Origin of the sequence: Dietzia sp. SL131 (assembly GCF_026672565.1) — a bacterium.
Lineage (GTDB): Bacteria > Actinomycetota > Actinomycetes > Mycobacteriales > Mycobacteriaceae > Dietzia > Dietzia kunjamensis.
This window is the reverse complement of record NZ_JAPPRI010000003.1, coordinates 2901725-2926024: the sequence shown is the minus strand read 5'-3', so window position 1 is coordinate 2926024 and position 24300 is coordinate 2901725. Positions and strand designations below refer to the sequence as shown.

The 24300-nt window shown below is 70.5% G+C and carries 27 protein-coding genes and 1 pseudogene; 20 read left to right on the top strand and 8 right to left on the bottom strand.

Features of this window, described 5'->3' with window-relative positions:
* Positions 1–11 precede the first annotated feature (11 nt).
* The 3 genes from OVA21_RS14595 to OVA21_RS14585 all read left to right on the top strand — a co-directional run bounded on the left by OVA21_RS14595 (position 12) and on the right by OVA21_RS14585 (position 1257).
* Positions 12–440, top strand: a complete 429-nt coding sequence (locus OVA21_RS14595) for a hypothetical protein (RefSeq protein WP_096906623.1) — start codon at positions 12–14, stop codon at positions 438–440.
* 70 nt (positions 441–510) lie between these two features.
* Complete coding sequence (locus OVA21_RS14590; RefSeq protein ID WP_069389910.1) at positions 511–942, top strand: MmcQ/YjbR family DNA-binding protein; 432 nt, start codon at positions 511–513, stop codon at positions 940–942.
* Positions 943–951: 9 nt separating this feature from the next.
* Positions 952–1257: a hypothetical protein gene (locus OVA21_RS14585; RefSeq protein ID WP_067719096.1), complete on the top strand. Its 306-nt coding sequence runs from the start codon at positions 952–954 to the stop codon at positions 1255–1257.
* Here the strand turns inward: OVA21_RS14585 and OVA21_RS14580 are convergent.
* The 5 genes from OVA21_RS14580 to OVA21_RS14560 all read right to left on the bottom strand — a co-directional run bounded on the left by OVA21_RS14580 (position 1254) and on the right by OVA21_RS14560 (position 5873).
* Complete coding sequence (locus tag OVA21_RS14580) at positions 1254–2138, bottom strand: alpha/beta fold hydrolase (protein WP_227022194.1); 885 nt, start codon at positions 2136–2138, stop codon at positions 1254–1256. The genes OVA21_RS14585 and OVA21_RS14580 overlap by 4 nt on opposite strands.
* Positions 2139–2219: 81 nt before the next feature.
* The gene (locus OVA21_RS14575) at positions 2220–3242 is read right to left on the bottom strand and encodes a glycine betaine ABC transporter substrate-binding protein (protein WP_227022193.1); all 1023 of its coding nucleotides are present in this window, start codon (positions 3240–3242) and stop codon (positions 2220–2222) included.
* Positions 3239–3949, bottom strand: a complete 711-nt coding sequence (locus OVA21_RS14570; protein ID WP_069389909.1) for an ABC transporter permease — start codon at positions 3947–3949, stop codon at positions 3239–3241. Before OVA21_RS14570 ends, OVA21_RS14575 begins: the two co-directional genes overlap by 4 nt.
* Positions 3950–4053: 104 nt before the next feature.
* A complete protein-coding gene (locus OVA21_RS14565) occupies positions 4054–5232 on the bottom strand; it encodes an ABC transporter ATP-binding protein (protein WP_268092733.1) in 1179 nt (392 codons plus the stop codon).
* A complete protein-coding gene (locus OVA21_RS14560; RefSeq protein ID WP_069389907.1) occupies positions 5229–5873 on the bottom strand; it encodes an ABC transporter permease in 645 nt (214 codons plus the stop codon). The genes OVA21_RS14565 and OVA21_RS14560 overlap by 4 nt, the downstream gene beginning before the upstream one ends.
* Here OVA21_RS14560 and OVA21_RS14555 point away from each other — a divergent pair.
* From OVA21_RS14555 to OVA21_RS14545, 3 genes and pseudogenes are all read left to right on the top strand, one after another.
* Positions 5779–6882, top strand: a pseudogene (locus OVA21_RS14555) (inositol monophosphatase family protein); the annotation flags it as partial. The gene OVA21_RS14560 and the pseudogene OVA21_RS14555 sit on opposite strands and share 95 nt — an antisense overlap.
* A gap of 42 nt (positions 6883–6924) precedes the next feature.
* Positions 6925–7629 (top strand): alpha-ketoglutarate-dependent dioxygenase AlkB family protein, encoded by a 705-nt coding sequence (locus OVA21_RS14550; protein WP_096906625.1) that lies wholly within the window; start codon positions 6925–6927, stop codon positions 7627–7629.
* Positions 7626–8312 carry an APA family fibronectin-binding glycoprotein gene (locus OVA21_RS14545; protein WP_268092732.1) on the top strand — a complete coding sequence of 229 codons (687 nt, stop codon included), beginning with the start codon at positions 7626–7628 and terminating at the stop codon, positions 8310–8312. The genes OVA21_RS14550 and OVA21_RS14545 overlap by 4 nt, the downstream gene beginning before the upstream one ends.
* A gap of 19 nt (positions 8313–8331) precedes the next feature.
* Here OVA21_RS14545 and OVA21_RS14540 read toward each other — a convergent pair whose 3' ends face one another.
* The gene (locus OVA21_RS14540; RefSeq protein ID WP_268092731.1) at positions 8332–9111 is read right to left on the bottom strand and encodes a PIG-L deacetylase family protein; all 780 of its coding nucleotides are present in this window, start codon (positions 9109–9111) and stop codon (positions 8332–8334) included.
* A gap of 111 nt (positions 9112–9222) precedes the next feature.
* Between OVA21_RS14540 and OVA21_RS14535 the strand changes: the two genes are divergently transcribed.
* From OVA21_RS14535 to OVA21_RS14525, 3 genes are all read left to right on the top strand, one after another.
* Positions 9223–10380, top strand: coding sequence for an acyl-CoA dehydrogenase family protein (locus OVA21_RS14535; RefSeq protein ID WP_268092730.1), 1158 nt, complete (start codon positions 9223–9225; stop codon positions 10378–10380).
* Positions 10381–10432: 52 nt separating this feature from the next.
* Positions 10433–11581: an NAD(P)-binding domain-containing protein gene (locus tag OVA21_RS14530; RefSeq protein WP_268092729.1), complete on the top strand. Its 1149-nt coding sequence runs from the start codon at positions 10433–10435 to the stop codon at positions 11579–11581.
* A 126-nt stretch (positions 11582–11707) separates the two neighbouring features.
* Complete coding sequence (locus OVA21_RS14525) at positions 11708–13525, top strand: HNH endonuclease signature motif containing protein (RefSeq protein ID WP_268092728.1); 1818 nt, start codon at positions 11708–11710, stop codon at positions 13523–13525.
* Positions 13526–13559: 34 nt separating this feature from the next.
* Here OVA21_RS14525 and OVA21_RS14520 read toward each other — a convergent pair whose 3' ends face one another.
* Positions 13560–13988 (bottom strand): pyridoxamine 5'-phosphate oxidase family protein, encoded by a 429-nt coding sequence (locus tag OVA21_RS14520; RefSeq protein ID WP_096906631.1) that lies wholly within the window; start codon positions 13986–13988, stop codon positions 13560–13562.
* A gap of 167 nt (positions 13989–14155) precedes the next feature.
* Here OVA21_RS14520 and ectA point away from each other — a divergent pair, with 167 nt between their 5' ends.
* The 8 genes from ectA to OVA21_RS14480 all read left to right on the top strand — a co-directional run bounded on the left by ectA (position 14156) and on the right by OVA21_RS14480 (position 20643).
* Complete coding sequence (gene ectA / locus OVA21_RS14515; RefSeq protein WP_067715900.1) at positions 14156–14668, top strand: diaminobutyrate acetyltransferase; 513 nt, start codon at positions 14156–14158, stop codon at positions 14666–14668.
* A gap of 70 nt (positions 14669–14738) precedes the next feature.
* A complete protein-coding gene (gene ectB, locus OVA21_RS14510; protein WP_159147614.1) occupies positions 14739–16034 on the top strand; it encodes a diaminobutyrate--2-oxoglutarate transaminase in 1296 nt (431 codons plus the stop codon).
* 50 nt (positions 16035–16084) lie between these two features.
* Positions 16085–16507 carry an ectoine synthase gene (locus OVA21_RS14505; protein WP_067715905.1) on the top strand — a complete coding sequence of 141 codons (423 nt, stop codon included), beginning with the start codon at positions 16085–16087 and terminating at the stop codon, positions 16505–16507.
* A 95-nt stretch (positions 16508–16602) separates the two neighbouring features.
* Complete coding sequence (locus tag OVA21_RS14500) at positions 16603–16737, top strand: NAD(P)-binding protein (protein WP_241504338.1); 135 nt, start codon at positions 16603–16605, stop codon at positions 16735–16737.
* Between the two features lie 3 nt (positions 16738–16740).
* Positions 16741–18021 (top strand): flavin-containing monooxygenase, encoded by a 1281-nt coding sequence (locus OVA21_RS14495; protein WP_268093162.1) that lies wholly within the window; start codon positions 16741–16743, stop codon positions 18019–18021.
* On the top strand, positions 18018–18818 hold the full coding sequence (locus OVA21_RS14490) for a bile acid:sodium symporter family protein (protein WP_069390135.1): 801 nt from the start codon (positions 18018–18020) through the stop codon (positions 18816–18818). Before OVA21_RS14495 ends, OVA21_RS14490 begins: the two co-directional genes overlap by 4 nt.
* Positions 18815–19756: an SDR family oxidoreductase gene (locus OVA21_RS14485; protein ID WP_069390136.1), complete on the top strand. Its 942-nt coding sequence runs from the start codon at positions 18815–18817 to the stop codon at positions 19754–19756. The genes OVA21_RS14490 and OVA21_RS14485 overlap by 4 nt, the downstream gene beginning before the upstream one ends.
* 38 nt (positions 19757–19794) lie before the next feature.
* Positions 19795–20643 carry a PIG-L family deacetylase gene (locus OVA21_RS14480; protein WP_096906634.1) on the top strand — a complete coding sequence of 283 codons (849 nt, stop codon included), beginning with the start codon at positions 19795–19797 and terminating at the stop codon, positions 20641–20643.
* On the opposite strand, the gene OVA21_RS14475 is transcribed toward OVA21_RS14480, so the two are convergent.
* Positions 20640–21659 carry a DUF2332 domain-containing protein gene (locus OVA21_RS14475; protein ID WP_268092727.1) on the bottom strand — a complete coding sequence of 340 codons (1020 nt, stop codon included), beginning with the start codon at positions 21657–21659 and terminating at the stop codon, positions 20640–20642. The two genes, OVA21_RS14480 and OVA21_RS14475, sit on opposite strands and share 4 nt — an antisense overlap.
* Before the next feature lie 109 nt (positions 21660–21768).
* Here OVA21_RS14475 and OVA21_RS14470 point away from each other — a divergent pair, with 109 nt between their 5' ends.
* Genes OVA21_RS14470 through OVA21_RS14460 form a run of 3 tightly spaced genes read left to right on the top strand, consistent with a single transcriptional unit; the run spans position 21769 to position 24293 of the window.
* A complete protein-coding gene (locus tag OVA21_RS14470; RefSeq protein WP_069390139.1) occupies positions 21769–22839 on the top strand; it encodes a glutathione S-transferase family protein in 1071 nt (356 codons plus the stop codon).
* 30 nt (positions 22840–22869) lie between these two features.
* Positions 22870–23454, top strand: coding sequence for a GtrA family protein (locus tag OVA21_RS14465; protein WP_083249815.1), 585 nt, complete (start codon positions 22870–22872; stop codon positions 23452–23454).
* 8 nt (positions 23455–23462) lie between these two features.
* Positions 23463–24293: a trimeric intracellular cation channel family protein gene (locus OVA21_RS14460; RefSeq protein WP_268092726.1), complete on the top strand. Its 831-nt coding sequence runs from the start codon at positions 23463–23465 to the stop codon at positions 24291–24293.
* Positions 24294–24300: the final 7 nt, after the last annotated feature.

Genomic DNA, 24300 nt, shown 5'->3' with positions numbered 1-24300 from the left:
CGGAAGGATCCATGGAACTCGGCCTCGACACGCGCCTCACCCTGCTCGCCGCGGGTCTCCTCTTCCTGCTGGCGCTCGGCCTGGGGGTGTGGAAGTACCGGCAGATGGCCACCACCGCCGATCACCTCGCCCACCCGTACGTCGACATCGCGCACCGGGCTTCGCTGCTGTACTCGTTCGCGACGCTGCTCATCGCCGCGTTCGTCGAGCTGAGCAGCTGGCCGACCTGGGTGAACCTGACAGCGGCAGCAGTGGTGGTCTTCTTCTTCCTGGTGGCGATCGGCAGCTACATCCTCCACGGCGCGCGGAGGGACACGACCAACCAGTTCGAGCACCCCACGGCGACGCTGCACATCGGCATGGTGGCGCTCATCGTCGGCGAGATGGGCGGGTTCGCGGTGCTGCTGGCGGGGTTCGTCGTGGGGCAGTTCGGGGGCTGAGCCGGCCCCGGGCGGGTTTCGGCGACCGTTCGCCCGGGATGATGCGGTCGGCGGTCGTAGTCTCGGCCGTGTGGGTCATCCGATCATGTTCGACGCCGCGGATCCGCTGCTGACGCGTCTGCGGGAGGTGTGCCTCGCGCTGCCGGACGTCGGCGAGAAGATCTCGCACGGCCGGCCCACCTGGTACACGACCAAGGTGTTCGCGGTGTACGGCGGCTCGGTCAAGGGGGATCACTCGGACCCCCTCCTGGCCCGGGCACTCCTGTTCCTGCCGGATCCGGGGGAGCGCGCGGCGCTGGCGCAGGACGAGCGATTCCACGTCCCGGCGTACTACGGGCCGGCCGGCTGGCTGGCATTGCCGCTGGACGGTGGAGTGGACGGTGGCGGCCGTGGACCGGACTGGGATGAGGTGGCTGAGCTCGTCGAATCCTCGTACCGGCAGACCGCCGGGGGCCGGCGGGTCGCTCGTCTGGACGACCAGCGGGGACGCCCCGGCGACTAGGCTGCACTCATGCCGCTCCGCCCCCGCTCCGAGGCCGCCTCGCCACGCAGGCGCTCGTCCGACGGCATGGACCTGGGGACCCGGGCGCTGGTGCTGGGTGTCGGGGCCCTGGTGATCTCGTGGGTGCCGGTGCTCAACATCATCGCGTTCCTCGCGGGCCTGATGGCCGTCGCGTTCGGCCTGCTCGCCCGCTGGCCCACCGGCTGGCTCACCAACGACGATGCGAACCCACGTCGCGCACTGGCGGGCGTGGTCCTGGGCGTGATCGCCCTGGTGGTGTTCGTGGTGACCGCGGTGCGGTACTCGGCGCTCTAGCGCGCGTTCGACACGACCCAGCCGATCGCGGTGCGCATCCGGCGGGCGAACGTGCCGGGGTGGGTGGCACAGACTGCGTGGCCGGCGTGGATCGGGAACACGGCGCTGTGCGGCAGCAGATCGGCCATCTCGTCCTGGATCCACTGCGGGAACGCGAGGTCACGGGTGGTCTTGACCACCGCGACGGGCAGGGTGAGTTCGTGGAGCCAGGGTGTCGAGTTGAACCCGGCCACCTGGGCGATCACGGTGCGGTGCGTGGCGAGCGAGACCGACGACAACTCGCGCAGCGCCCACGCGTGCGGCCTGAGCGCCTCGTCGTCGACCTGTTCCTCCACCACCTCGCCGACCTCCTCCGGAACGGTGTTGAGCAGCGGCTGGGAGCGGGTGAACCCGCTGAGTGCGACCTTCTCGAGGGCATTGCGCTGTGCGCCCGTTCCGGTGGCGGCCAGCACGAGGCCGCCGAGCCGGGAGGGGTCGCGGCGGGCCGCCAGCTGGGCGACGATCCCGCCCATCGAGTAGCCGCCCACCACCGGTGCCGCCAGGTCGAGGTGGTCGGCGACCCGCAGCACGTCCTCAGCGAGGGTCTCGAACCGGAAATCCCCGTGGAAGCCCTTGCCGTGCCAGCGTTGGTCGAACGCGATGAGCCGGTACTCGCCCCGCAGCCGTTCGAACGTCTGGTACCAGTTCAGCATCCCGGTGGCCGCCATCCCGTGCAGCAGGATCGCCGGTGCGAGGTGCTCCTCGCCGGTGTCGTGGACCTTCGTGGTGACACCGTCCGCGAGCGTGACGATCCGCCCGGGTGGCAGATGCGCCAGGTCGGGGATCATCCGCGGTAGTCGCGCGGCCGTCCGCGGCAGCGAGACGATCGACCTCCTGGACACAGGGCACCTCCTGGTAGTGGTATCCGATTGTGTGTCACCGGGCGGGCGGGCGCATCCGGCCGCGCGGGGGCGCACCTGCGGTCAGTCCACCGAGACCAACCCCCGGTCCTCGAGGAAATCGCGTGCGACCAGCGCGGGATCCTCGCCGTCGACGTCGACACGCATGTTCATCTCCACCATCACCTCGTTGGTGAGGATGTCCACCAGCGGTGCGAGGACGTCCTCGATCTCCGGGTGCGTGTCGAGCATCTCACCGCGGACCACCGTCGCGAGGTTGTAGACGGGGAAGAAGCGCTGGTCGTCCTCCAACACCAGCAGGTCCAGGCCCTTGATCCGGCCGTCGGTGGTGTAGACCTCGCCGAACCGGCACTCCCGGCCGACCGAGGTCGCCTGGTAGATGATCCCCGGCTGCATGATCGGCGTGGGCACGGCGTCCGCGTCGAACCCGTAGGCCTCCGCCAGCCCGGGCCAGCCGTCGCGACGCACGGAGAACTCAGTCTCCATGCAGGTCAGAGCCGCCTGTGGATCGGTCCGGGCCAACTCGGCGTACTCGGAGAACGTGCGCACCCCGGTCTCCTCGGCGGTGGCCCGGTTCATCGCGAACGAGTAGGTGTTGTCCACGGTGGTGGGGGCCAGCCACCTCAGGTCGTGCTCGGCCAGGTCGGCGTCACGCACCGCCTCCCACTGCCCCTGCGGATCGCGGATGGGGTCGGAGTTGCCCAGGTAACTCATCCACGCGGTGCCGGTGTACTCCATGCCGATGTCGACCTGCCCGGTCACCAACGCCTGGCGGAAACTGTTCGACCCGGCCAGTGACGACATGTCGGACACCTCCATCCCCGCGGCCGCCAGCAGGAACTCCACCAGGTAGCTGGCGATCACGCCCTCGGTGAAGTCCTTGCCGCCGACCGTGATGCGCACTCCCTCCAGCGCGGGGACGGTGCCCTCGGGGCCGGGGCCCACGGGCAGCGGGACGGAACCGCCGTTGTTGAGCCCACATCCCGTCGCCAGCATCACGGTGGCCAGGAGCGCGGCGACCAGGCGCCTTGTTCGTGTCAACGCTGTTCGCGTCAGCCCGGCGCGCGCGGGGATCGTGCCGGTCATCGCAGCCCCTTCGGATTGAACAGGATCTCGCCGACCCCGCCGAGCCAGTCGACGAACAGCGCCAGGCACACCGCCAGTACCGAGCCGACCACGAGGGTGGTGTAGTCCTGCAGCCGGTATCCGGTGTCGATGAAGATCCCCAGGCCGCCGGCGTCGACGAGGAAGCTCAGCGTCGCCGTGCCGACCGCCAGCACGAGGGTGGTGCGCAGGCCGGCGAGGATGAACGGCACCGCGAGGGGCAACTCGACCGTGCGCAGGACCCGTCCGCTCGACATCCCCTGTCCGCGCGCCGCGTCGATGAGTGCGGGGTCGACGTTGCGGATCCCCACGATGGTGTTCCGCAGTACCGGCAACAGGGAGTAGAACGCGACCGGCAGCACACCGATCCAGAACCCGGTCCGGTTGGTGGCCAGGAACAGGAGCACGATCAGGCCGATCGCGGGCGCCGCCTGGCCGATGTTGGCGAACCCCACTGCCACCGGTGCGAGGAACCGTGTCCGTCGGCGGGTGAGCAGGATCCCCAGCGGAACGCCGACCGCCACGACGATCGCCACGACCGTCACCGTGATCTGCACGTGCTCGAGCGTGCGCTGGGTGATGGAGGCGGCGTTGAGCGAGGCCTTCTGCGTCTCTTCCAGTTCGCCGGAGAACGCCCACCACAGCACGCCGACGGCCGCGGCCACGATGAGAAGCGGCTGCACGATCAGCCGCGCGGAGTCCTGGAGGGCGGCGACCCGACTGGCAGAACCTCCGCGACCAGCGGCGCCCCCACGACCGGCGGAGCCCCCACGCGTCGCCGTGGCGGGGGCGCTCACGGCGCCACGTCCTGTTCGGCGAGGCCCTCGTCGTTGTGCCGGTGGTGGATACGCCGCAACTCGGCGACCAGGTCGTCGATCCCGATCGTGCCGCGGTAGGCCCCGTCGCGGTCCACGACCACCGTGGTGGCGCTCGCCGTCGACAGCAGCCCGTCCAGTGCCTCCTGCAGCGAGGAGTCGACCGTCACGGTGCCGGTGATCGGCAACCCGCCCGAGCCCAGGTCCGACATCCGCGACACCCGGTCCCCGCGCACCCAGCGCAGGGGGCGGCCGGCGTCGTCGAGCACCACGGCCCACTCGTCGCTGGTTCCGCGCAACCGGGCCGCGAAGTCGGTCGGGCTCTCGGAGGCCCTCGCCGTCGTCGCCCCTTGCAGTTCCACGTCCCCCACGCGCCGGAGGGTCAGGGTCTTCAGCGCGGCGTCGTCGCCGATGAACCCGCTCACCGTCTCGTCGGCGGGGTTGGTGAGGATCGCCTCCGGGGTGTCGAACTGCAGCACCGACGAGCCGGGGCCGAGCACCGCGATCCGGTCCCCGAGCTTGACCGCCTCCGAGAAGTCGTGGGTGACGAAGACGATGGTCTTGCGCAGCTCGTCCTGCAGCCGCACGAGCTCGTCCTGCAGCGACGCGCGCGTGATGGGGTCGACCGCGCCGAACGGCTCGTCCATGAGCAGCACCGGCGGGTCCGCGGCCAGCGCCCGGGCCACGCCGACGCGCTGCTGCTGACCGCCGGAGAGCTGCGCGGGGTAGCGGTCGCGGTAGTCCGACGGGTCCAGTCCGACCAGCTCCAGCATCTGGTCCACCCGCTCACGGATGCGCGACTTCTTCCACTTGAGCAGCCGCGGGACGGTGCCGACGTTCTGCGCGACCGTCATGTGCGGGAACAGCCCGGAGGCCTGGATGGCGTAGCCGATGCTGCGGCGCAGGGTGTCGGCGTCGAGGGTCAGGTTGTCCTCGCCGTCGATGGTGATCGTGCCGGAGGTGGGCTCGATGAGGCGGTTGATCATCCGCATGGTGGTGGTCTTGCCGCAGCCGGACGGGCCCACGAAGACGGTGGTCCGCCCGGCCGGCAGTTCGAGCGAGACGTGGTCCACCGCCGGGCGCTCCTGCCCGGGGTAGACCTTGGTGACGTCGTCCAGCACGATCGGCACGCCGGATACGGGTTCTGAGGTGCTCACTGGTTCCCCCTGATGGTGAGACGTCCGAGCAGGACGAGGAGCGCGTCGAGGACGAGCGCGAGGACGACGATGAGCACGGTCGCGGTGAGCGCCATCGGCAGCGCGGTGGGCGTGCCGACCCGGGACAGGGCCGCGAAGATGAGGTTCCCCAGCCCCGGGCCCTTGGCGTACGCGGCGATGGCGAGGATGCCCATCGACATCTGGGTGGAGATGCGGATCCCGGCGAGGATGGACGGCCACGCCAGCGGGATCTCGACCCGGCCCAGCACCCCGATCCGGCTCATCCCCACCCCGCGGGCGGCGTCGACGGTCGCCGCGGGCACGGCGTCCAGGCCGACGATGGTGTTGCGCAGGATCGGGAGCACCGCGTAGATCACCAGTGCGGTCATGGTGGGCAGCACGCCCAGGCCGAGGACCGGGATGAGCAGTCCGAGCAGCGCGAACGACGGGACGGTCAGGGCGGTGGCGGCCAGGCCGGTGGCGATCGCGGACCCCGACCGACTCCGGTACACGGCCACCCCGAGCGCGACCGAGAGCAGCGTCGCGATGAGCACCGCCTGCACGGTGGCGCTGACGTGCTGCCAGGAGTCCGTCGCGAGCTGGAGCCGGCGGGTGGAGATGAAGTCCATCAGGGCGGTCATCGCATCTCGGCTCCATCCGTGGGTGGTGCGTTCCGTGTTCGGGTGCGCCCACGGTAGCCGGATCGGCGGGCGTAGAGGGCGCACATGCGCCGATCCGTCGGGACGGTGGCGGGGCGTGGTGCACCATGGGGGCATGACGTCACGGCCCGCACGCCCCCTGGATCACGACCTCACCGAGCGCCTCGACGAGCTCCTCGCCGCCAGTGGCCGCATCGCCCGCCGGCACTTCCACGGTGACCTCGAGTCTTTGGCCGCCGCGGACAAGAACGGCATGACCGACGGCGGTGGGACAGGCGAGGGCGGGGCCGACGGCGGCGGGACAGGCGACGGCCGGGGCGGGAGCGGTGCCACGGATGGCCGCTTCGACCCGGTGACCGAGGCCGACCGTGCGATCGAGGCGCTGCTGCGGGCGGGGATCTCGAACGTCTACCCGGGCGACCGGATCGTGGGGGAGGAGAACGGCGAGACCGGGCCGGCCGGCGCCGCCCGGACCTGGTACCTGGACCCGATCGACGGCACCAAGGCGTTCATGACGGGCATGGCAGGGTGGGGCACGCTCGTCGGTGTGGTGGAGGACGGCCGCGCCGTGGCCGGGTGGATGGACCAGCCGGTCCTGGGCGAGACCTTCGCGGCCGTGCACGGCCGCGCCACCGTGCGGCGCCGCTCCGACGGTCCGGGCGCGATCGACCTGCGCGCGTCGGGGTGCACGGAGCTGTCCGAGGCGATCATGTACACCACCCACCCGTCGATGTTCGGTGACGACGGCGAGGTGCGCAGCCGCTACGACGAGCTCGGCCGCCGGGTCCGCCTGCAGCGCTTCGGCGGGGACTGCTACGCCTACTGCATGCTCGCCGCGGGGCGTGTCGATCTGGTCGTGGAGGCCGACCTGAACTCGTACGACATCGTGGCGCTGATCCCGATCATCGAGGCCGCGGGCGGCGTGATCACCGGCCCGGACGGCCGCCAGCCGCTCGAGGGCGGCACGGTCGTGGCGGCCGCGACCCCGGAGCTGGCGGAGCAGGCGTGGGCGGTGCTGGGGCACGGACCTGGGGTGACCGATCCCCTGTTCGGCGTCGACCGCGCGCCCACCATCCTGGGCCCCGGCGCCGTGCACGTACCCGACTGGCTGAGTCGGGAGCAGCAGGAGTTCCTCCTCCGGGCGTGCGTGGACTGGGCCGCGGTGCGCGTGCCTCGCTCGATAGTGCTGCCGGGCGGGGGCCGGATGTCGGTGCGCACGTTCAGCCTGGGGCGCCACTGGGTGCCGTACCGGTACGACGACGACGAGGTGGTACCGCCGGTCCCGGACTGGCTGGTGCGGGCGGCGCGGAACGGGCTCGCGGCGGCAGCGGCGGTGGAGCCGGCGGTCACGGGGTCGGCACACACGCCCGGGGCCGACCGTACTGCTGACTACACCCCGGATACCGCCCTGGTGAACCTCTACGGCCGTGGATCCACGATGGGCCTGCACCAGGACCGCGACGAGGCGTGCATGGCACCGGTCGTCTCGCTGAGCCTGGGTGATGCGTGCACGTTCCGCTTCGGGACCCCGGAGCACCGCGGGCGCCCGTACACCGACGTGCGCCTGGAGTCGGGCGACCTCGTGGTGTTCGGCGGGCCGTCGCGGATGGCCTTCCACGGCGTCCCGAAGGTCTTCGACGGCAGCGCCCCCGCGTGGTGCCGCGAGGTGCTGGGCGCGGAGCCGGGGAGGGTCAACATCACGCTGCGGGAAACCCGGCCGCCTACGCTGGGCGAATGACGTCTGGGCAGAACCCGTCCGCCGGCCGGAGCCGGACCATCCTCGTGGTGGCGCTCGTCGCCGTCCTGGCGGTGGTCGCCGCGGTCGTGACGGTGGTCGTCTCGTCGGCGACGTACGCCCCGGGGGTGCGCACCCTGTCCCCGAAGATCCAGGTGGCGGCCGGTTCCGACCATGTCGATCCCGAGACCGGCCTGGTCATCCGGGTCCCCGAGGGGTGGCGCGCGGAGTCGGGGGAGCTGGTCTTCGGCAGTACCGTCATGAGCCCGGTCGCGGCTGCCGACGATCCGAGCCGCTCGGACGGGGTCGTGCTGGCCGCTCGCCTCACCGAGGACCTGTTCGACCCGGAGAACCCGGACAACCAGCTCGCGGCGCTCGCACTGGCCAACGGGATGGGTCAGTTCCTGCTCCCCGTCCCGGGGCGGCCGGTCGAGGAGCGGATCGAACCGCTCTCCACGCGCGTCGGCGACGGCTGGTCGGTGTCGTTCCGGGTGCTCCCCACGGTCCCACAGGACATCATCGGCCCGGAGGGCGCGCTGGTGTACTCGGCGGTCGTCGGCGAGGGCGCGCAGCGCTTCTGGCTGACCTACGTCAGTCGTCCGGGCGACGGCACCATGGCGTCGCCGCACGCGGAGTGGGCGGACGAGATCGTCGAGCGCCTGCGGCCGGCGGAGGGATCGATCTGACCCCGAGTCCGCCCCCGGCTCAGGGCCGCATGCGCCGAAAGCCCACCACCGGGTTGCCGCCGGCGAGTCCCTCACGCGACGCGCACACGGCCTCGACCTGCGCGCGCGCCTGGTCCCGCACCGGCGTCTGAGGGTCGAGCACCGACAGGTACTCGGAGTGCTCGGCCAGCGCGTCGACGGCCGGCTCGACGAAGCCCTTCACGTCGACGTAGTGCGTCACCTCGGGCGAGGACTCGAACCACATCTGCGGACGCCCCTCCGCGGCGTCCACCCCGACCGCGGCGACCAGGTCGTCGTACGCGGCCCCCACGGCCGCTCCGAACTCCATGTGATCGCTCTGGTTGGGCATCCCCGGCCCGAACTCCTCACCGGAGTACAGGGAGATGACCACGTCCGGGCGATGGCGGCGGATCGCGTCGGCCACCGCGTCGCGCAGTTCGGCGTTGTTGACGATCCGGCTGTCCGGGAAACCGAGGAACTCCACCTCGTCCACCCCGACGATCGCCGAGGACCGCCGCTGCTCCTCCTCGCGGATCGGTCCCGCGATCGCCGGTGCCATCCCCTCGATGCCGGCCTCGCCGCTGGAGGCCAGGACGTAGACGATGCTGCGGCCCTCGGCCGTCCACCGCGCCACCGCGGCGGACATCCCGTACTCGGGGTCGTCGGGGTGCGCGACCAGGACCAGCCCCCGGGTCCAGTCGGTGGGGAACGCCTCGGGCACGGAATGGCCCGAGGATGCCGGGGTGGTGGCCTTCTCGGGCTGGGCTGCGTTCTCTGGCCGGTCCGGGGAATCGTTCATGACCCGAGTATGGCCCTCCTCGGTGCTCGCGTGCCCGCCGTCGCCGGAACGGGCACACGTAAACTTGCCGCGAACCTCATCGTCGTCGTCGTCCCCTCATGGAGGCCCCCAGTGTCCGCACTCTTCCCCGACTACCGCCCCACCTGGGAGACCGACGACCACCGGCTGCTCCGAGAGCACGCCCGCGCGTTCTTCGCCAAGGAGATGACGCCCAACCAGGAGAAGTGGTCCACGCAGAAGCACGTGGACCGCGAGACCTGGCTGCGCACCGGCGAGGCCGGCCTCATCTGCCTCGACGTGCCCGAGGAGTTCGGCGGCCAGGGCGGCGACCCGGGCATGGAGTACCTCGTCACCGAAGAGCTCGTCTACTCCGGCGACACCGCGTTCGGCATGGGCGTCGGCTCCACCATCACCCCCCACTACGTGGCGAACTACGCCACGGAGGAGCAGAAGCGCGAGTGGCTGCCGAAGATCTGCTCGGGTGAGTGGATCTCCGCCATCGCCATGACCGAGCCCGGCGCCGGGTCAGACCTGCAGGGCGTGCGCACCACCGCCAAGCGGGACGGCGACCACTACGTCATCAACGGCTCCAAGACCTTCATCTCCAACGGTGGCTCCGCCGACTTCGTGGTGGTGGTGGCCAAGACCGACCTCGACGCCGGCCACAAGGGCATGGCCCTGTTCGCCGTGGAGGCCACGACGCCGGGCTTCGAGCGCGGGCGCGTGCTGGAGAAGATGGGCCGCCACGGCGCCGACACCGCCGAGCTGTTCTTCAACGACATGCGCGTGCCCGCCGCCAACCTCCTCGGCGGCGAGGAGGGGCAGGGCTTCTACCAGCTCATGAACCAGCTCCCGCGCGAGCGCCTGGCGATCGCCGTGGACGCGCTGGCCATGGCCGAGGCCGCCGTCGTGGAGACGCTCGAGTACGTCCGCGAGCGGCAGGCGTTCGGCAAGCCGATCCTGGACTTCCAGAACACCCGCTTCGAGCTGGCGCACTGCAAGACCCAGGTCATGGCCACCCGCACGTTCGTCGACCACTGCATCTCCCGGGAGATCGCAGGGGAGCTCGACGCCGTCACCGCGTCGATGGCCAAGCTCCAGGCGACCGACATGCTCGACGACGTGGTCGACCGCTGCCTCCAGCTGTTCGGCGGCTACGGCTACATGATGGAGTACCCCATCGCCCAGAAGTTCGCCGGCGCCCGCGTCATGCGGATCTACGGGGGCACGAACGAGATCATGAAGGAGGTCATCGGTCGGGCGCTGTGACCGATAACCGTCGATAGGAACAGTTCAGGACCGTTCCGAAGGGGGTGGCGAGGTGTCGGACGCGGTCGTGCGCGATGTTGTGGTGATCGGCGGGGGCCAGGCGGGCCTCGCGGCCGGTTTCTACCTCCGCCGCGCCGGCGCGGACTTCGAGATCCTCGACGCCTCGGACGAGCCCGGCGGCGCGTGGCCGCACACCTGGCCGTCCCTGCGGTTGTTCTCGCCCGCCGACTTCTCGTCCCTGCCGGGCCGCCGCATGCCCCGCACCGACGACGGCGCCAATCCCGGCGCGGCCCACGTCGTGGACTACCTGCGCGGGTACGAGGAGTACTATGACCTCCCCGTGCGGCGCGGGGTGACGGTGGTCGCCGTGGAGCGGCCGGGGGCAGGGCGAGAGGGCGGCTACGCCACCAACGCCACCAACGGCGACGACGGCCACGACGACAACCACGACGACGACCAGGACCACGACGACAAGGTGTTCCTCATCCGGGCCGCTGACGGTCGCTCGTGGCGCGCACGGGCGGTCATCAGTGCGACCGGTACCTATCGACGCCCCTTCGTCCCCACCTATCCGGGAGCCGCCGACTTCCGTGGCCGGCAGCTGCACAGCGCCGCCTACCGGGGCCCGTCGGACTTCGAGGGCAGGCGCGTCGTTGTGGTCGGTGGCGCGAACTCGGGCGCCCAGATCGCCGCGGACCTCGCGCGACCACTCGCCGACTCCGGCGGGTCGCTGACCTGGTGTACAACCGGCCCGCCCCGCTACCTGCCCGACGATGTCGACGGCCGCGAACTCTTCCGCGTCGCCAACGCGGCCATCCGGGGCGTGGGGGAGTCCGGCGGCGGCATCGCCGAGCTGGGCGACATCGTCGTGGTGCCGCCGGTCCGCGCAGCCCGTGACGCCGGCCTCCTGGAGGCGACGCCGATGTTCGAGCGGTTCACCGCGGCCGGTGTGGAGTGGTCGGACGGTCGACGCGAGCCGGTCGACGCGGTGATCTGGTGTACCGGCTTCCGGCCGGCGTTGGGTCACTTGCGGGGGTTGCTGCCGCGTCGCGACGGACGGGTCCTCACGAGTGGCGTCGAGGTGCCGGGCGTCCCGGGACTGTTCCTGCTCGGCTACGGCGACTGGTGCGGCGCGGCGTCGGCGACCCTTATCGGGGTGGGGCAGTGGGCGAAGGCGGCGGTGGCCGCGTCGCTGGGGTGAGCACGACGGTCCCGCGTGTTCTCGGCTGGGGCTATTTGATGATGTGTGACCCTTGCCTGTTCGAATGTGCGTGCGTATCATAGAACACAGATTCGAGACCGTACGCACGGGCAGGGGGTGGGGCACATGGGCGGGAACGAAGACGCCGCGGCCGGTGGTCCGTCCCCGTCCGGTGGCGGCGCCGGTTCCGCGGCGCCCGTGTCGCTGTCGGGGTTGCGGGCGGCGGCGCGTGAGGGGTGGATGGGCGAGAATCGTGCGGCGGCGCGCCGGTTCGTGGCCTGTTACGAGTTGTTTGTCGAATGCCAGCGCCGGGAGGAGTCCGGGGCGGGCGGCGGTGAGTGTCGGCCCGGTCATGCGGTGCTCGATCCGATCGATGTCGCGGCCGGGTACGTGGTGTCGGCGATGGCGATCTCGACGGGCCGGGCCGAACGGATGATCACCTTCGCCCTCGATCTGCACCTGCGGTATCCGGCGATCCTGTCCGCGATGGCGCAGGGGCGGCTGGATCTGCAGGCTGCGAATATCCTGGCCTCGCAGATGGCCACCGTCCACGTCGATGTGCTCGAGGCGGTGCAGCGGCAGGTCGTCGAGGAGTACCTCGCCGCGATCGAGGGCGGGGTGCGCCTTGGTGAGAAAGCCATCCGCGGCAACGTCGATGCGATCATCGCCCGCTACGACGCGAACGGCATCCGCCTGCGCCGTCAGGAAGCGGCCCGCACCCGCGGGGTGCGGTTCCACAAGGGCGTCGACGGCATGTCGAGTGTGTCGGCGATCCTGGCCACCGAGGAAGCAGCCGTCCTGGCCGAGGCCCTCGACCAACGGGTGAAAGACCACAAGTACGCCGACGCCCAAGCCGCCGCCAACGCCGGCGGCGGCGGCGCGGCCGACAGTGATGGCGCTGGCGAGGTCGAGGATTACTCGATCGCCGAGCGGCGCGCCGACGCCCTGATGTCCCTGGTGTGCGGCGATCCCGGCCTAGCCGGCACCCCCACCCGCCCCGGCCGCCCCGGCCGGCCCGGCGCGCCGGGTGCCGGGGTGGCGTTGCGGCCGAAGGTCACCGTCATCGCCACCGGCAACACCGCCCGCGACGCCGGCGGTGCCCGGGTGGAGTTCACCCGCTCCGGCCAGGCCGCCCTGCAGGCCCTGCTGGACATGCTCGCCACCAGCGACGGAGCCACCTTCGAACCCATCGATCCGCGCATCGGGGCCGCCGATGACGCCCGCGCCGCCCTGAAGTACCGGCCCGGTGCCCAGTTGGCCCGCCGGATCCGGCTGCGGGACGGCACCTGTCGCCACCCCGGCTGCGCGATCCCGGCCGAGGCCTGCGATCTGGACCATGTGGTGCCGTTCGATCACGCCGACCCCCAGCGGGGCGGACACACCATCGAGGCCAACCTCGCGGCGATGTGCCGGCGGCATCACCGGTTCAAGACCTTCTCCGACTGGATCTACGACCTACAGCCCGACGGCACCCTGCTGGTGCGCACCCCGGACGGTTCGACCATGCTCACCCGGCCCTCCGGCCCACTGGCCGAGTACCGGCGTGAACAGGCGCGCGCCGAGACCGAGGCGTGGACCCGGCAGCAACGTCGCAGCCCCGGGCCCACCGGTGACGAGCAGGCCGACGCGGAGCCGACGTTCTGGTCGCGCCGCGCCTCCCGCCACCGCACCGAACGCCGCAACACCGAACGCCGCAAGGCCGAAAGCGCTCGCACCTTTGACCCCACCCCACCCGCGCCCGGCACGGGCACGGACGCCGCCGGCTCCACCACCGGCGCGGCCACCGACACCACGCCCGAGAAAGCCACCCCCGCCAGCGCCACCCCCGAGAGCGCCAGCCGCTGGTGGGCCCGCAACAAACCCCACCACAGCGACATCGAAAAAGGCATCCGCGCCCTACTCCACGAACGCCTCGACGAACTCATCGACCCACCACCGTTCTAGGCGGCTGGGTGGGCGCAGACCAGTGGGGCGTGGGTCAGTAACCGGTGTAGCGCTCCGGCTCCTCGCCGAAGGTGAATCCGCGGCCGGAGATCTTCTCGGGCGTGATCTCGACGAAGTTGTACTTCAGGGTCGGGATCCAGGGCTTGAGCCCGAGATCCTCCGCGCGGTTGATCTCCGCGAAGCTGTCGAGCCGTCGCGCCGTCCCACGCACGACGATCGACCAGGCATCGTCGCCCTCGATGTGATCGACCTGGAACACGACATCCGGATGGACCGTGATTCCGGCGAGCTTGGAGCCCTCCGCGGTGCGGAAGAACAGCTTGCCCTCCGGGGAGAGCGCGTAGTTGACGGGGAAAATGTCGGCACGGCCCTCGGAGACGGTGACCAGGCGTCCCAGGGAGACGGTGCCCAGAAGCTGCAGACTTCGCGCCTCGTCGAATTCGGTGATCGGGTTGGCGTCCATGCCCTGATTCTGTCACCGCAGAGCCTTCGCCGGAACCGTTGTCGGAGACTGCGCCGTGACCGACCTCACTCCCCGGCGGCCACCTGCACACTCATCGTGTTTTCAGGTAACGAATTGGGGAAGGGTGATGCAACAACGTGGGGACGTCACTACGGTGGACACCGACTATGAACCCAGGAGAACGAGTAGTACCCCGTAACCCTGATTCGTCCGACGCGCTGTTCCGTGTGCCCACCGCGGCCGACGGAACCCGCATGTGGGAGATCGCCCGAGACAGCGGCGTTCTCGACCTCAACTCCTCCTATGCCTACGTGCTGTGGGGGGCGGAGTTCTCGGAGAGCTCCGTGGTGGTGGAGGTCGAGGGCCGGGTCGTCGGATTCGTCACCGGATTCATCCGCCCCTCGGAGCCGGACACGATCTTCGTGTGGCAGGTCGGCGTCGACGCCGACCAGCGCGGCAAGGGACTGGCGGCGCGACTGCTGCACAGCCTCATGGACCGGCTGGCCGAGCGCGGCGTGGTGCGCCTGCGCACCACGATCAGCCCGGACAACGAGGCGTCCCAGCGCACCTTCGGTGCCGTCGCGCGAGACCGCGGGATGACGCTGTCCGACGAGGACTACCTGAGCTCCGAACTCCTCGGCGAAGGTCACGAGCAAGAAGACCTGTACACGATTTCCTAGACGAGGGCGCGCGGGCCGCCCGGCCCGCCACCGTCGCCCGCCTCTTCACAAATGGAGTGATCTGAAGACCATGACCGAGTCCACGCACGACACCAGCACCAATACGGACATCTTCTCCGACCGCGAGTCGGAGGTCCGTAGCTACTCGCGCAACTGGCCGGTGGTATTCGACACCGCCAAGGGCACCACGCTCACGACCGTCGACGGAGACGAGTACCTCGACTTCTTCGGCGGTGCCGGCGCACTGAACTACGGCCACAACGACGACGACATGAAGAGCGCGCTGTTGGAGTACATCCAGCGCGACGGCGTCACCCACTCGCTCGACAAGTACACCGTCGCCAAGCGCGCGTTCCTGGAGACCTTCTCCTCGAAGATCCTCGAGCCGCGCGGGCTGGACTACAAGGTGATGTTCCCCGGGCCGACCGGCACCAACGCCGTGGAGTCGGCACTCAAGCTGGCCCGTAAGGTCACCGGCCGCGAGGCCATCATCAACTTCACGAACTCTTTCCACGGCATGACCCTCGGATCGCTGTCGGTGACCGGCAACTCGATGAAGCGCGCCGGTGCCGGCATCCCGCTGGTCCACGCCACGCCGATGCCGTACGACAACTACTTCGGTGGCGTCACCGAGGACTTCCAGTGGATGGAGCGCGTCCTCGTCGACTCCGGCTCGGGCATGAACCGCCCGGCGGCCGTGATCGTCGAGTGCGTCCAGGGCGAGGGAGGCATCAACGCTGCGCGCGCCGAGTGGCTGAAGGCCCTCGACGAGCTGTGCAAGCGCCACGACATCCTGCTGATCGTCGACGACGTCCAGATGGGCTGCGGTCGCACCGGCGAGTTCTTCTCGTTCGAGTTCGCGGGCATCAAGCCGGACATCGTCTGCCTGTCCAAGTCGATCGGTGGCTACGGCCTGCCACTGGCGGTCACCCTGTTCAACCGCGAGCTCGACGAGTGGACCCCGGGCGAGCACAACGGCACCTTCCGCGGCAACAACATGGCATTCATCACCGCCGACGTGGCGCTGCGCAAGTACTGGTCCGACGACACCCTCCAGAACCGCACCCTCGAGAACGGTCGCATCCTGCGCGAGCGCTTCTCCCCGCTGGTCTACAAGTACGAGGGAAAGCTCGAACTCCGCGGCCGCGGCATGGCGTTCGGTATCGCCTTCCTCGAGAAGCCGGAGCTGGCCGGAGAGGTCATGGCCCGGTGCTTCGACAAGAAGATGCTGGTCGAGACCGCCGGCCCGAGCGACGAGGTCGTCAAGTTCCTCGCCCCGCTCACCCTGACCGACGACGAGCGTGATCGCGGCATCGAGATCTGCTACGAGGCCGTCGACCACGTCCTCGCCCAGCAGTACCTCTGAGCGCCCAGACCACACACCCTCGACCCACGACCTCGCCGAGGAGGCCCCGCATGATCGTTCGTACCACCGCAGAGATCACCGACACCGACCGCCACATCAAGGGTAACAACGGCAACTGGGAGTCCAAGCGCATCGTCCTGGCCGACGACCGCGTCGGGTTCTCGTTCCACGAGACCACCATCGCGGCCGGCACTACCAACGACTTCCACTACGCCAACCACATCGAGGCCGTGTGGCTGACCCGTGGCAAGGGCACCCTGCGTGACCTGACCAACGACAAGGAGTACCCGCTCGAGGCGGGCTCCATGTACCTGCTCGACGGCAACGAGAAGCACCAGGTCATCGTGGAGGAGGAGATGCAGATGCTCTGCGTCTTCAACCCCCCGGTCGTCGGCGACGAAAACCACGACGAGAACGGCATCTACCCGCTCCTGCGTCTGCAGGACGACGGCTCGGTCGTTCGCGAGAAGTAGACTCCGGGTCGCTTCCGGGCCCTCCCCGGTCGATTTCGTCCAGTGCGGACGAAACCGGCCGGGGATTCTCGCGTTCTGGGGCAGTATCTGTACCCGTGCCCATCTTTGACACCCGTCCAGTCGCCATCATCGGGGCCGGGCCCTCCGGCCTGGCCGCAGCCCGCAACCTCGACCGTCAGGGCGTCGCCTGGGTGGGCTTCGACCTCGCCGGAGACGTCGGCGGGCTGTGAAACATCGACTCCCCGCGAAGCACGGTCTACGCGTCGGCCCACCTCATCTCCTCCGCCCGCACCACGGAGTTCGCCGAGTTCCCCATGCCGGCCGACACCCCCGACTACCCGGACCACCGCCGGTTGCTGGCCTACTTCCGCGACTTCGCCGACCACTTCGGCCTACGCGAACGGTTCCGCTTCGGCACCGAGGTGGTCCGCGCGGAACCGGTGAGTGACGCGCGCGACTCCGGGTGGCGACTCCACGTGCGCGCGGTGGGTGGGGGCGGCGGTGGGACCGACGACGACGAGGTGGGCCCCGGGCCCGAGGCTGACGCCGGGGAGTTCTCGGCGCTGGTGATCGCGAACGGCACCCTCTCCGAGCCCAAGATCCCGGAGTTCGCGGGCCGGTTCAGTGGCGAGGTCCGCCACACCAGCCGCTACAAGTACCCGCGGGAGCTGGCCGGGAAGCGCGTCCTCGTGGTGGGCGGCGGCAACAGCGGCTGCGACATCGCGGTCGACGCCGTCCACCACGCCGCGTCGGTCGACATCAGCCTGCGGCGCGGTTACCACTTCGTGCCCAAGTATCTCTTCGGCCGACCCGCCGACACCCTCGGGTCCGGCGGCCGCCCCCTGCCCCCGCGGATCAAGCAGTTCATCGACTCACGCGTACTCAAGGCCTTCACCGGCGACCCGACCCGGTTCGGTTTCCCGGAGCCCGACCACAAGATCTACGAGTCCCACCCCGTGGTGAACTCGTTGATCCTGCAGCACGTGGGGCACGGCGACATCGGGGTCCGCGCGGACATCGACCGGTTCGACGGGCGAACCGTGCACTTCGTCGACGGGACCTCCGGCGAGTACGACCTGGTCATGCTCGCCACCGGCTACGTGCTGGACTACCCGTTCATCGACCGCCGCCACCTCGACTGGGCCGAGAGCGCCGCCGCGCCGGACCTGCACCTCAACATCTTCCCGTCGGCCCGCGACGACCTCGCCGTACTCGGCATGCTCGAGGCCTCCGGCATCGGCTGGCAGGGCCGCTACGAACAGGCCGACCTCGTCGCCCGCTATCTCGCGGCACACCGTGACGACTCACCGGCCGGGCGTGCGGCCCTCGCCGTCGTCGACTCCTCCCGGCGCGGCCCCCGCCCGGACCTCACGGGCGGCTACCACTACCTCGGGCTGGACCGGATGGCCTACTACGTCAACAAGAGCGCCTACCGCGGCGCCGTGACCGGGCTGGTCGCGCGCATGGAGGCGGCGGGTTCGGACTCCGCGCAGACACCGGGGGCCGGCTCGTGAACGTCGACGACATCCGGATCGCGTTCGACTCCGGGTCCCTCACCACGCTGAAGATCGTCCTGGGACTGATCCTGTTCGGCATCGCCATGGACACGCGGCTCTCCGACTTCCGGCTGGCGCTGCGCAAGCCAAGGGCGTTCGCGGTGGCCGTGGCAGCACAGTTCGCGCTGCTGCCCGCGCTGACGTTCCTGCTGACGCTGCTGCTCGGCGTGCAGGGGTCGGTCGCGCTCGGCATGATCCTCGTGGCGTGCTGCCCGCCCGGCAACGTCTCCAACATCCTCACCCACCGGGCGCGTGGCGACGTGGCCCCGTGGGACATGCTCAGCGAGGTGCTGCTGGTCATCGCGCTGCCGTTCGCGCTCGGGCTGACCGTGTCGCACCTGCTGCCGCAGGTCGCCGCGCGCACCCACCGCGTGGTGGGGGTTCTGTCGTTCGTGGCGCTGGGCGGGATCATCGTGATCGCGGTCGCCAACAACTGGTCGCTGTTCGTGGCCTACATCGGGGTGGTGGCGGTGGCGGTGTTCCTCCACGACGCGCTCGCCCTGGGCCTCGGGTACGGCATCGCGCGTGGGTTCCGGCTCGACGTCCCCGCCCGCAAGGCCATGACGTTCGAGGTGGGCATCCGCAACGCCGGGCTGGGACTGCTGTTCGTGTTCAGCTTCTTCGACGGACTCGGTGGGATGGCCCTGGTCGCCGCGTGGTGGGGTGTGTGGGACATCATCGCCGGGTTGGTCGTCGCCGTGGTGTGGGCGCGGCACAGCACGGCGAACGCCGAGAACAGGGAGGTCACGGCATGAAGGTTCTGGTCACCGGCGGCAGCGGGTTCCTCGGCAGAGGGGTGGTGGCCGGACTCGCGGCTGCCGGGCACGAGGTGACGAGCGGCGACCTGCTGGTGCCGGACGACCCGGGCGCCCCCGGGGTGCGGCACGTGCGCCTCGACGTGACCGACGCCGCCGCCGTCTCCACCGCCGTTGCGGGGCACGACGCGGTGGTGCACCTGGCCTCGATCGTCGACCCCGACGGGATGGGGCGCCACGCCGCTTACCGGGTGGATGTCGACGGCTCCCGTCACGTCCTCGACGCCTGTGTAGAACACGGGGTCGGGCGGCTCGTCGTGTCCTCGTCGGGCGCGGCCTACGGCTACCACGCGGACAATCCGGTGCCCATCACCGAGGATCACCCGGTCCGCGGCACCAGCGCCTTCGCGTACAGCCACCACAAGGCGCTCGTCGAACACCTGCTCGCCGACGCCCGCCGGGAGCACCCGGAGCTGGAGCAGGTCGTGTTGCGCGTCGGCACGATCCTGGGCGACGCCGTGGACAACCAGATCACCGCCCTGTTCCACCGGCGGCGGCTGCTGGCCGTGCGGGGGTCGGACTCGCCGTTCGTGTTCATCTGGGACACCGATCTGGTGGCGATCGTCGTGCGCGCGGTGGGTGACGGGCCGCCCGGCACGTTCAACGTGGCCGGCACCGGCACGCTGACCATCCACCAGATCGCGGCGCGGCTCGGCAAGCGCACCCTCGCGATCCCCGAGCCGGTGCTCAAGGCGGTCCTCGCCGTGGGAAGCGCACTGCGGGTCAGCCGCTACGGGCCCGAGCAGACCGGCTTCCTGCGTTACCGCCCGGTGCTGGACAACACGCGTCTACGGACGGTCTTCGGCTACACGCCTGAGCTGACCAGCGCCGAGGCGTTCGACCGCTGGCTCGCGGGCCATCCCGACGCACGGGCGTGACGCCCCGCGCGGGGCGGCCGGCAGGGCAGAATGTCCGGGTGTCGACCATCGTGTTCCTCCACGCCCATCCCGACGACGAGACGTCCCAGACCGCGGGGATGATGGCGCTCGCCTCCCGCGCCGGGCACCGGGTGGTGACGGTGTTCGCCACCGACGGCGATCACGGTGAGCGCCCCGAGCACCTCGGACCCGACGGCGACCTGGTGGAGCACCGGCGAGGGGAGGCCCGTGCGGCGGCGGCGGTGCTGGGCGTGGCCCGGATCGACTGGCTGGGGTACCGGGATTCGGGGATGACCGGGTGGGAGCAGAACGATCACCCGCTGAGCCTCCACAGCGCCGACGTCGACGAGGCCGCCGCGCGGGTGGCGCGGATCTGCGACCGCGAGGACGCCGACGTCCTGGTGGGCTATGACCACCACGGGAACTACGGGCACCCCGACCACATCGCGGTCCACCGGATCGCCCGGCGCGCGGCGGAGGTGGCCGCGCGACGTCCCCGCCTGATGGAGGCCACGACCAATCGGGACACCCAGGTGGAGATGCTCGACAGCCCCGCCGCGGCCGAGTTCATGCAGGCTCTCGCGGCCGGCGGGATGGACCTCGACGCGGATCGGATCCGGCAGGCGATCCTCATCGGCGACGACGGACAACCGATCGGGGTCGCGGAGTCGGAGATCGCGTGGGCGATCGACCTGCCGTCGGACGTGATCGACCTCAAGCGCCGCGCGATGCAGTGCCACGCCAGTCAGACCAGCGACATCGGCATGATGCTGGCGTTCCCGCCGGACATCTACGCCGCGGCCTTCGGCACGGAGTACCTCATCGAGCCCGACGCGAGTGGGTCCGGAACGGACGTGCCGATGCGGCGCGGGTGGCCGTTCGGCTAGCTCAGGGCAGGTCGAGCGCGCGGACCCAGTCGCCGTGGCCGTGCGCCGTGGCCAGGGGGCGACCGTTGACGGCGACGACGAAGATGCCCTTGTGTCGACGGAGCGACTCCGGGACCTGCTCGGCGACGTTCGGGCAGGAGGGTCACACCCTCGACCGAGATCCACACACAGTCCAGCTCGGTGACCCGGCGGACGAACTCGGCGCGGGCCGGCGGCTCGAGGTAGCCGAGCACCGCGGTGTGGAACACCACCGGTGTCGATCCCGCGGGACACGCGGCGACGGAGGCCTCCAGCTCCTCGACCAGGTCGCCGGCGATGATCTGCGGCGGGTCGGCGGCCGCGATGTCGAGCGCGGCGTCCAGGCGGGGCACGCGCTCGGCCTGCTGTCCGGGCCAGACCAGGCTGCGTAGCCAGTCGCGGGAATCCGGGTCGGCTGGATCGATGGGGGAGAGGTCGACGCCGCCCCGGTGGACGACCTCCGGCAACGCGCGGGGCAGCGGGACGCCGTCGCGCAGGTCGCAGTCCAGGACCGGGGGCGCCGCGGGAGAGTCGACGATTGCGGGCGTCAGCTCGCGGGTGACGCCGCCGTCGAGCGTGTACCGGTAGGCGTAGCGGTCCGGGTAGAGGCACAGGCCGGCGGAGGCGCCCATCTCCACCAGCGAGAGCGGTCCGGGCAGCAGGGACAGGAACGGCAGGAGCACCGCGCAGCGCTTGGCCTCGTTGGTCTGCGTGGAGTGCGTGAGCGCGATCTGTTCGATCCCCGGCCAGTGTTCGTGGACGAAGTCGCGGAAGGCCGGGTAGTCCTCGGTCTCGGGCGCACCGGCGTGACGGGCGGCGGCGAAGAACAGTGCCGGCTGACGCTTGATCCGGGGCAGCGAGGCGATGAGGTCGCTGGTGTCGGGGTCGTCCGCGATGCCCCGGGCCCAGGAGAGGTACACCGGGGTGCGTCCGCGGACCTCGAACTCGGCGAAGTCGGAGTAGCGGGCGGGGACGTCGTCGACGTGCGCGGAGTCCATGGTGCCCAGCGTCGCACACCCGTTGTCGGGAGGAGGGCTGGCCTGGCCACATCCCACCCGGTATGTTGGTGATGCATCAATAACCTCACGCCGATCTCTGGAGGCCCTCATGGCTGCCGACACCGACTTCACGCCCGCCAGGAACGCCTCGACCGACGGTGAGTTCGTCCGCGACGCCACCTACATCAACGATCGCGTGGTGGCGGACGTACCGGCCGGGTCGGAACCGGTGGGGGACAGGGTGGGCGAGATGCGGTGGCCGGTGGAGCCCGGCCGCTATCGACTCATGGCCGCCCGCGCCTGCCCGTGGGCCAGTCGCACCATCATCGTGCGCCGTCTCATGGGACTCGAGGGCGCCATCTCGATGGGCCTCGCGGGCCCCACGCACGACGTCAACTCCTGGGTCTTCGACCTCGACCCGGACGAGCGCGACCCGGAGACCGGTCTGCACCGTCTGCAGGAGGCCTACTTCAACCGGATCCCCGACTACCCGCGCGGCATCACGGTCCCCGCGCTGGTCGATCTGCCCACCAAGTCGGTGGTGACCAACGCCTATCAGAAGCTCAACTTCGATCTCCTCTCCGAGTGGACGGCCTTCCACCGCGAGGGCGCCCCGGACCTGTACCCGGCCGAGCACCGGGACGAGATCGACGAGCTGGACTCGTGGATCTACCCCACCGTGAACAACGGCGTGTACCGCTGCGGATTCGCGGCGGACCAGGACGCCTACGAGCAGGCGTACGACGAGCTGTGGGAATCGCTGGACCGGCTCGAGGAGCGGCTGTCCACGCGCCGCTACCTCGTCGGCGACACGATCACCGTCGCGGACATCCGGTTGTTCACCACACTGGTCCGCTTCGACGCGGTCTACCACGGCCATTTCAAGGCCAACCGCAACAAGATCTCCGAGATGCCCGCGCTGTGGGGCTACCTGCGGGACCTGTTCCAGACCCCCGGTTTCGGTGACACCTGCGACTTCCCGCAGATCAAGGAGCACTACTACGACGTCCACCGGGACGTGAACCCCACCGGTGTGGTCCCCAAGGGGCCGGACCTGTCCGGTCTGCTCACCCCGCACCACCGCGAGGAACTGGGCGGTCGACCGTTCGGCGACGGCACCGCACCCGGGCCCATCGAGGACCCGGCGGAACGCATCGCGGAAGGCCACGGCGCGGCCTGAGAGGGCGGTGAACGCCTAGACTCATCGCCTGTGACCCCAGCCCTCCCCGAACCCGGCCGCTACCGTCGTGGCGCCCGACAGTTCCTCATGTTCGGGATCGTGGGTGGCTCCGGCATGGTCGTGAACATGATCGTCACGGTCCTGATGAACAAGGCCAACGGCGGGACACAGAACGCCCAGGACATCCTCTTCCCGCTCGGGGGGACGGAGTTCAACTTCCGGTTCACCACGCTGGTGTGGATCGTGGCCTTCCTCGTGGCGAACGTCTACAACTTCCTGCTCAACCGGCACTGGACGTTCGGCAAGGGGCACAAGGCGCCGCCCTGGCAGGAGTTCTGGCCGTTCCTCGTGGTGGGGTCGGTGGCGGCGGCCGCGGGTATCTTCATCAAGCTCGCGTTCACCAACCCCACCAGCCCGTTCTACCTACCGGAGCCGCTGTTCCACGAGGACGCCGGGATCAGCTCCCGTGAGTACTGGAGTCAGCTGCTGACGATCCTCATCACGATGCCGATCAACTTCATCGTCAACAAGCTCTGGACGTTCCGGGCGGTGCGCAACCGTCATCACGCGCGTTCCACCACGGATGCGTCGGACGCGGCCGACGCGGTGGTCTAGGCCCCGCCGTGGAGTCCTCGCCGCTGGTCCTGTGGTTCGACCTGATGGGTGTGTTCTTCTTCGCCCTGTCCGGGAACCTGCTGGCGGCGCGGAAGGACATCGACATCACCGGTGGCCTCGTGCTGGGGCTTCTCGCCGGTCTCGGTGGCGGCATCATCCGTGACGTCCTGCTGGGGGTCACCCCGCTCGCGCTGTCGGAGCCGATCTATTTGGTCGCGCCCGTGGTCGCGGCGGCGGCCGTGTACCTGCTCGGTTCGCTCATCCACCGCGTGCAGACCCTGATCGTCGCGTTCGACGCCGCGGGCCTAGGGCTGTTCTGCACCTTCGGCACCGCGCGGGCGCTGGATCACGGGATGCCGGTCGCGTCGGCGCTGCTGCTCGGGGTGGTCACGGCGGTGGGCGGCGGGTTGCTGCGGGACGTGGTCGCCAACGAGATCCCCGCGGTGTTCAGCGGCTCCAACCTGTATGTCATCCCGGCGGCGACCGGTGCCGCCCTGACGGCCCTCGCCGTGGCCACCGACACCTGGGGGCCGATCGCCGCGACCGTGTTGTCCTTCCTCGTGTTCGCGTTCCGCATGGTCGCGTGGTGGCGACAGTGGCGTGTCCCGGCACCGGTGCGGAGCTGGACCGTGCGGGACCTCGACGTGCTGCGGCGCCGCGAGCGGTCGGTGTTCGGCCGCCCGCGCCGGGAGGGGAGCTCTGCCGGCGAGCGGGACGACGGCGAGCGGGACGACGGCGAGCGGGACGCCGGCGAGCGGGACGACAACGAGGGCCGCGACCGCGACGACGACGCTGATCCCGACGGCCTCCGAGACTTCCGGCCGGGCCGACGTCGGTAGGGTTGTC

Excerpts from the sequence above, each read along its gene's own strand:
- OVA21_RS14475 (WP_268092727.1), bottom strand. The coding sequence starts at position 21,659 with ATGGACTCCGCGCACGTCGACGACGTCCCCGCCCGCTACTCCGACTTC.
- OVA21_RS14575 (WP_227022193.1), bottom strand. The coding sequence starts at position 3,242 with ATGACCGGCACGATCCCCGCGCGCGCCGGGCTGACGCGAACAGCGTTG.
- OVA21_RS14505 (WP_067715905.1), top strand. The coding sequence starts at position 16,085 with ATGATCGTTCGTACCACCGCAGAGATCACCGACACCGACCGCCACATC.
- OVA21_RS14585 (WP_067719096.1), top strand. The coding sequence starts at position 952 with ATGCCGCTCCGCCCCCGCTCCGAGGCCGCCTCGCCACGCAGGCGCTCG.
- OVA21_RS14545 (WP_268092732.1), top strand. The coding sequence starts at position 7,626 with ATGACGTCTGGGCAGAACCCGTCCGCCGGCCGGAGCCGGACCATCCTC.
- ectA (WP_067715900.1), top strand. The coding sequence starts at position 14,156 with ATGAACCCAGGAGAACGAGTAGTACCCCGTAACCCTGATTCGTCCGAC.
- OVA21_RS14470 (WP_069390139.1), top strand. The coding sequence starts at position 21,769 with ATGGCTGCCGACACCGACTTCACGCCCGCCAGGAACGCCTCGACCGAC.
- OVA21_RS14520 (WP_096906631.1), bottom strand. The coding sequence starts at position 13,988 with ATGGACGCCAACCCGATCACCGAATTCGACGAGGCGCGAAGTCTGCAG.
- ectB (WP_159147614.1), top strand. The coding sequence starts at position 14,739 with ATGACCGAGTCCACGCACGACACCAGCACCAATACGGACATCTTCTCC.
- OVA21_RS14560 (WP_069389907.1), bottom strand. The coding sequence starts at position 5,873 with ATGACCGCCCTGATGGACTTCATCTCCACCCGCCGGCTCCAGCTCGCG.
- OVA21_RS14525 (WP_268092728.1), top strand. The coding sequence starts at position 11,708 with ATGGGCGGGAACGAAGACGCCGCGGCCGGTGGTCCGTCCCCGTCCGGT.
- OVA21_RS14540 (WP_268092731.1), bottom strand. The coding sequence starts at position 9,111 with ATGAACGATTCCCCGGACCGGCCAGAGAACGCAGCCCAGCCCGAGAAG.
- OVA21_RS14485 (WP_069390136.1), top strand. The coding sequence starts at position 18,815 with ATGAAGGTTCTGGTCACCGGCGGCAGCGGGTTCCTCGGCAGAGGGGTG.
- OVA21_RS14595 (WP_096906623.1), top strand. The coding sequence starts at position 12 with ATGGAACTCGGCCTCGACACGCGCCTCACCCTGCTCGCCGCGGGTCTC.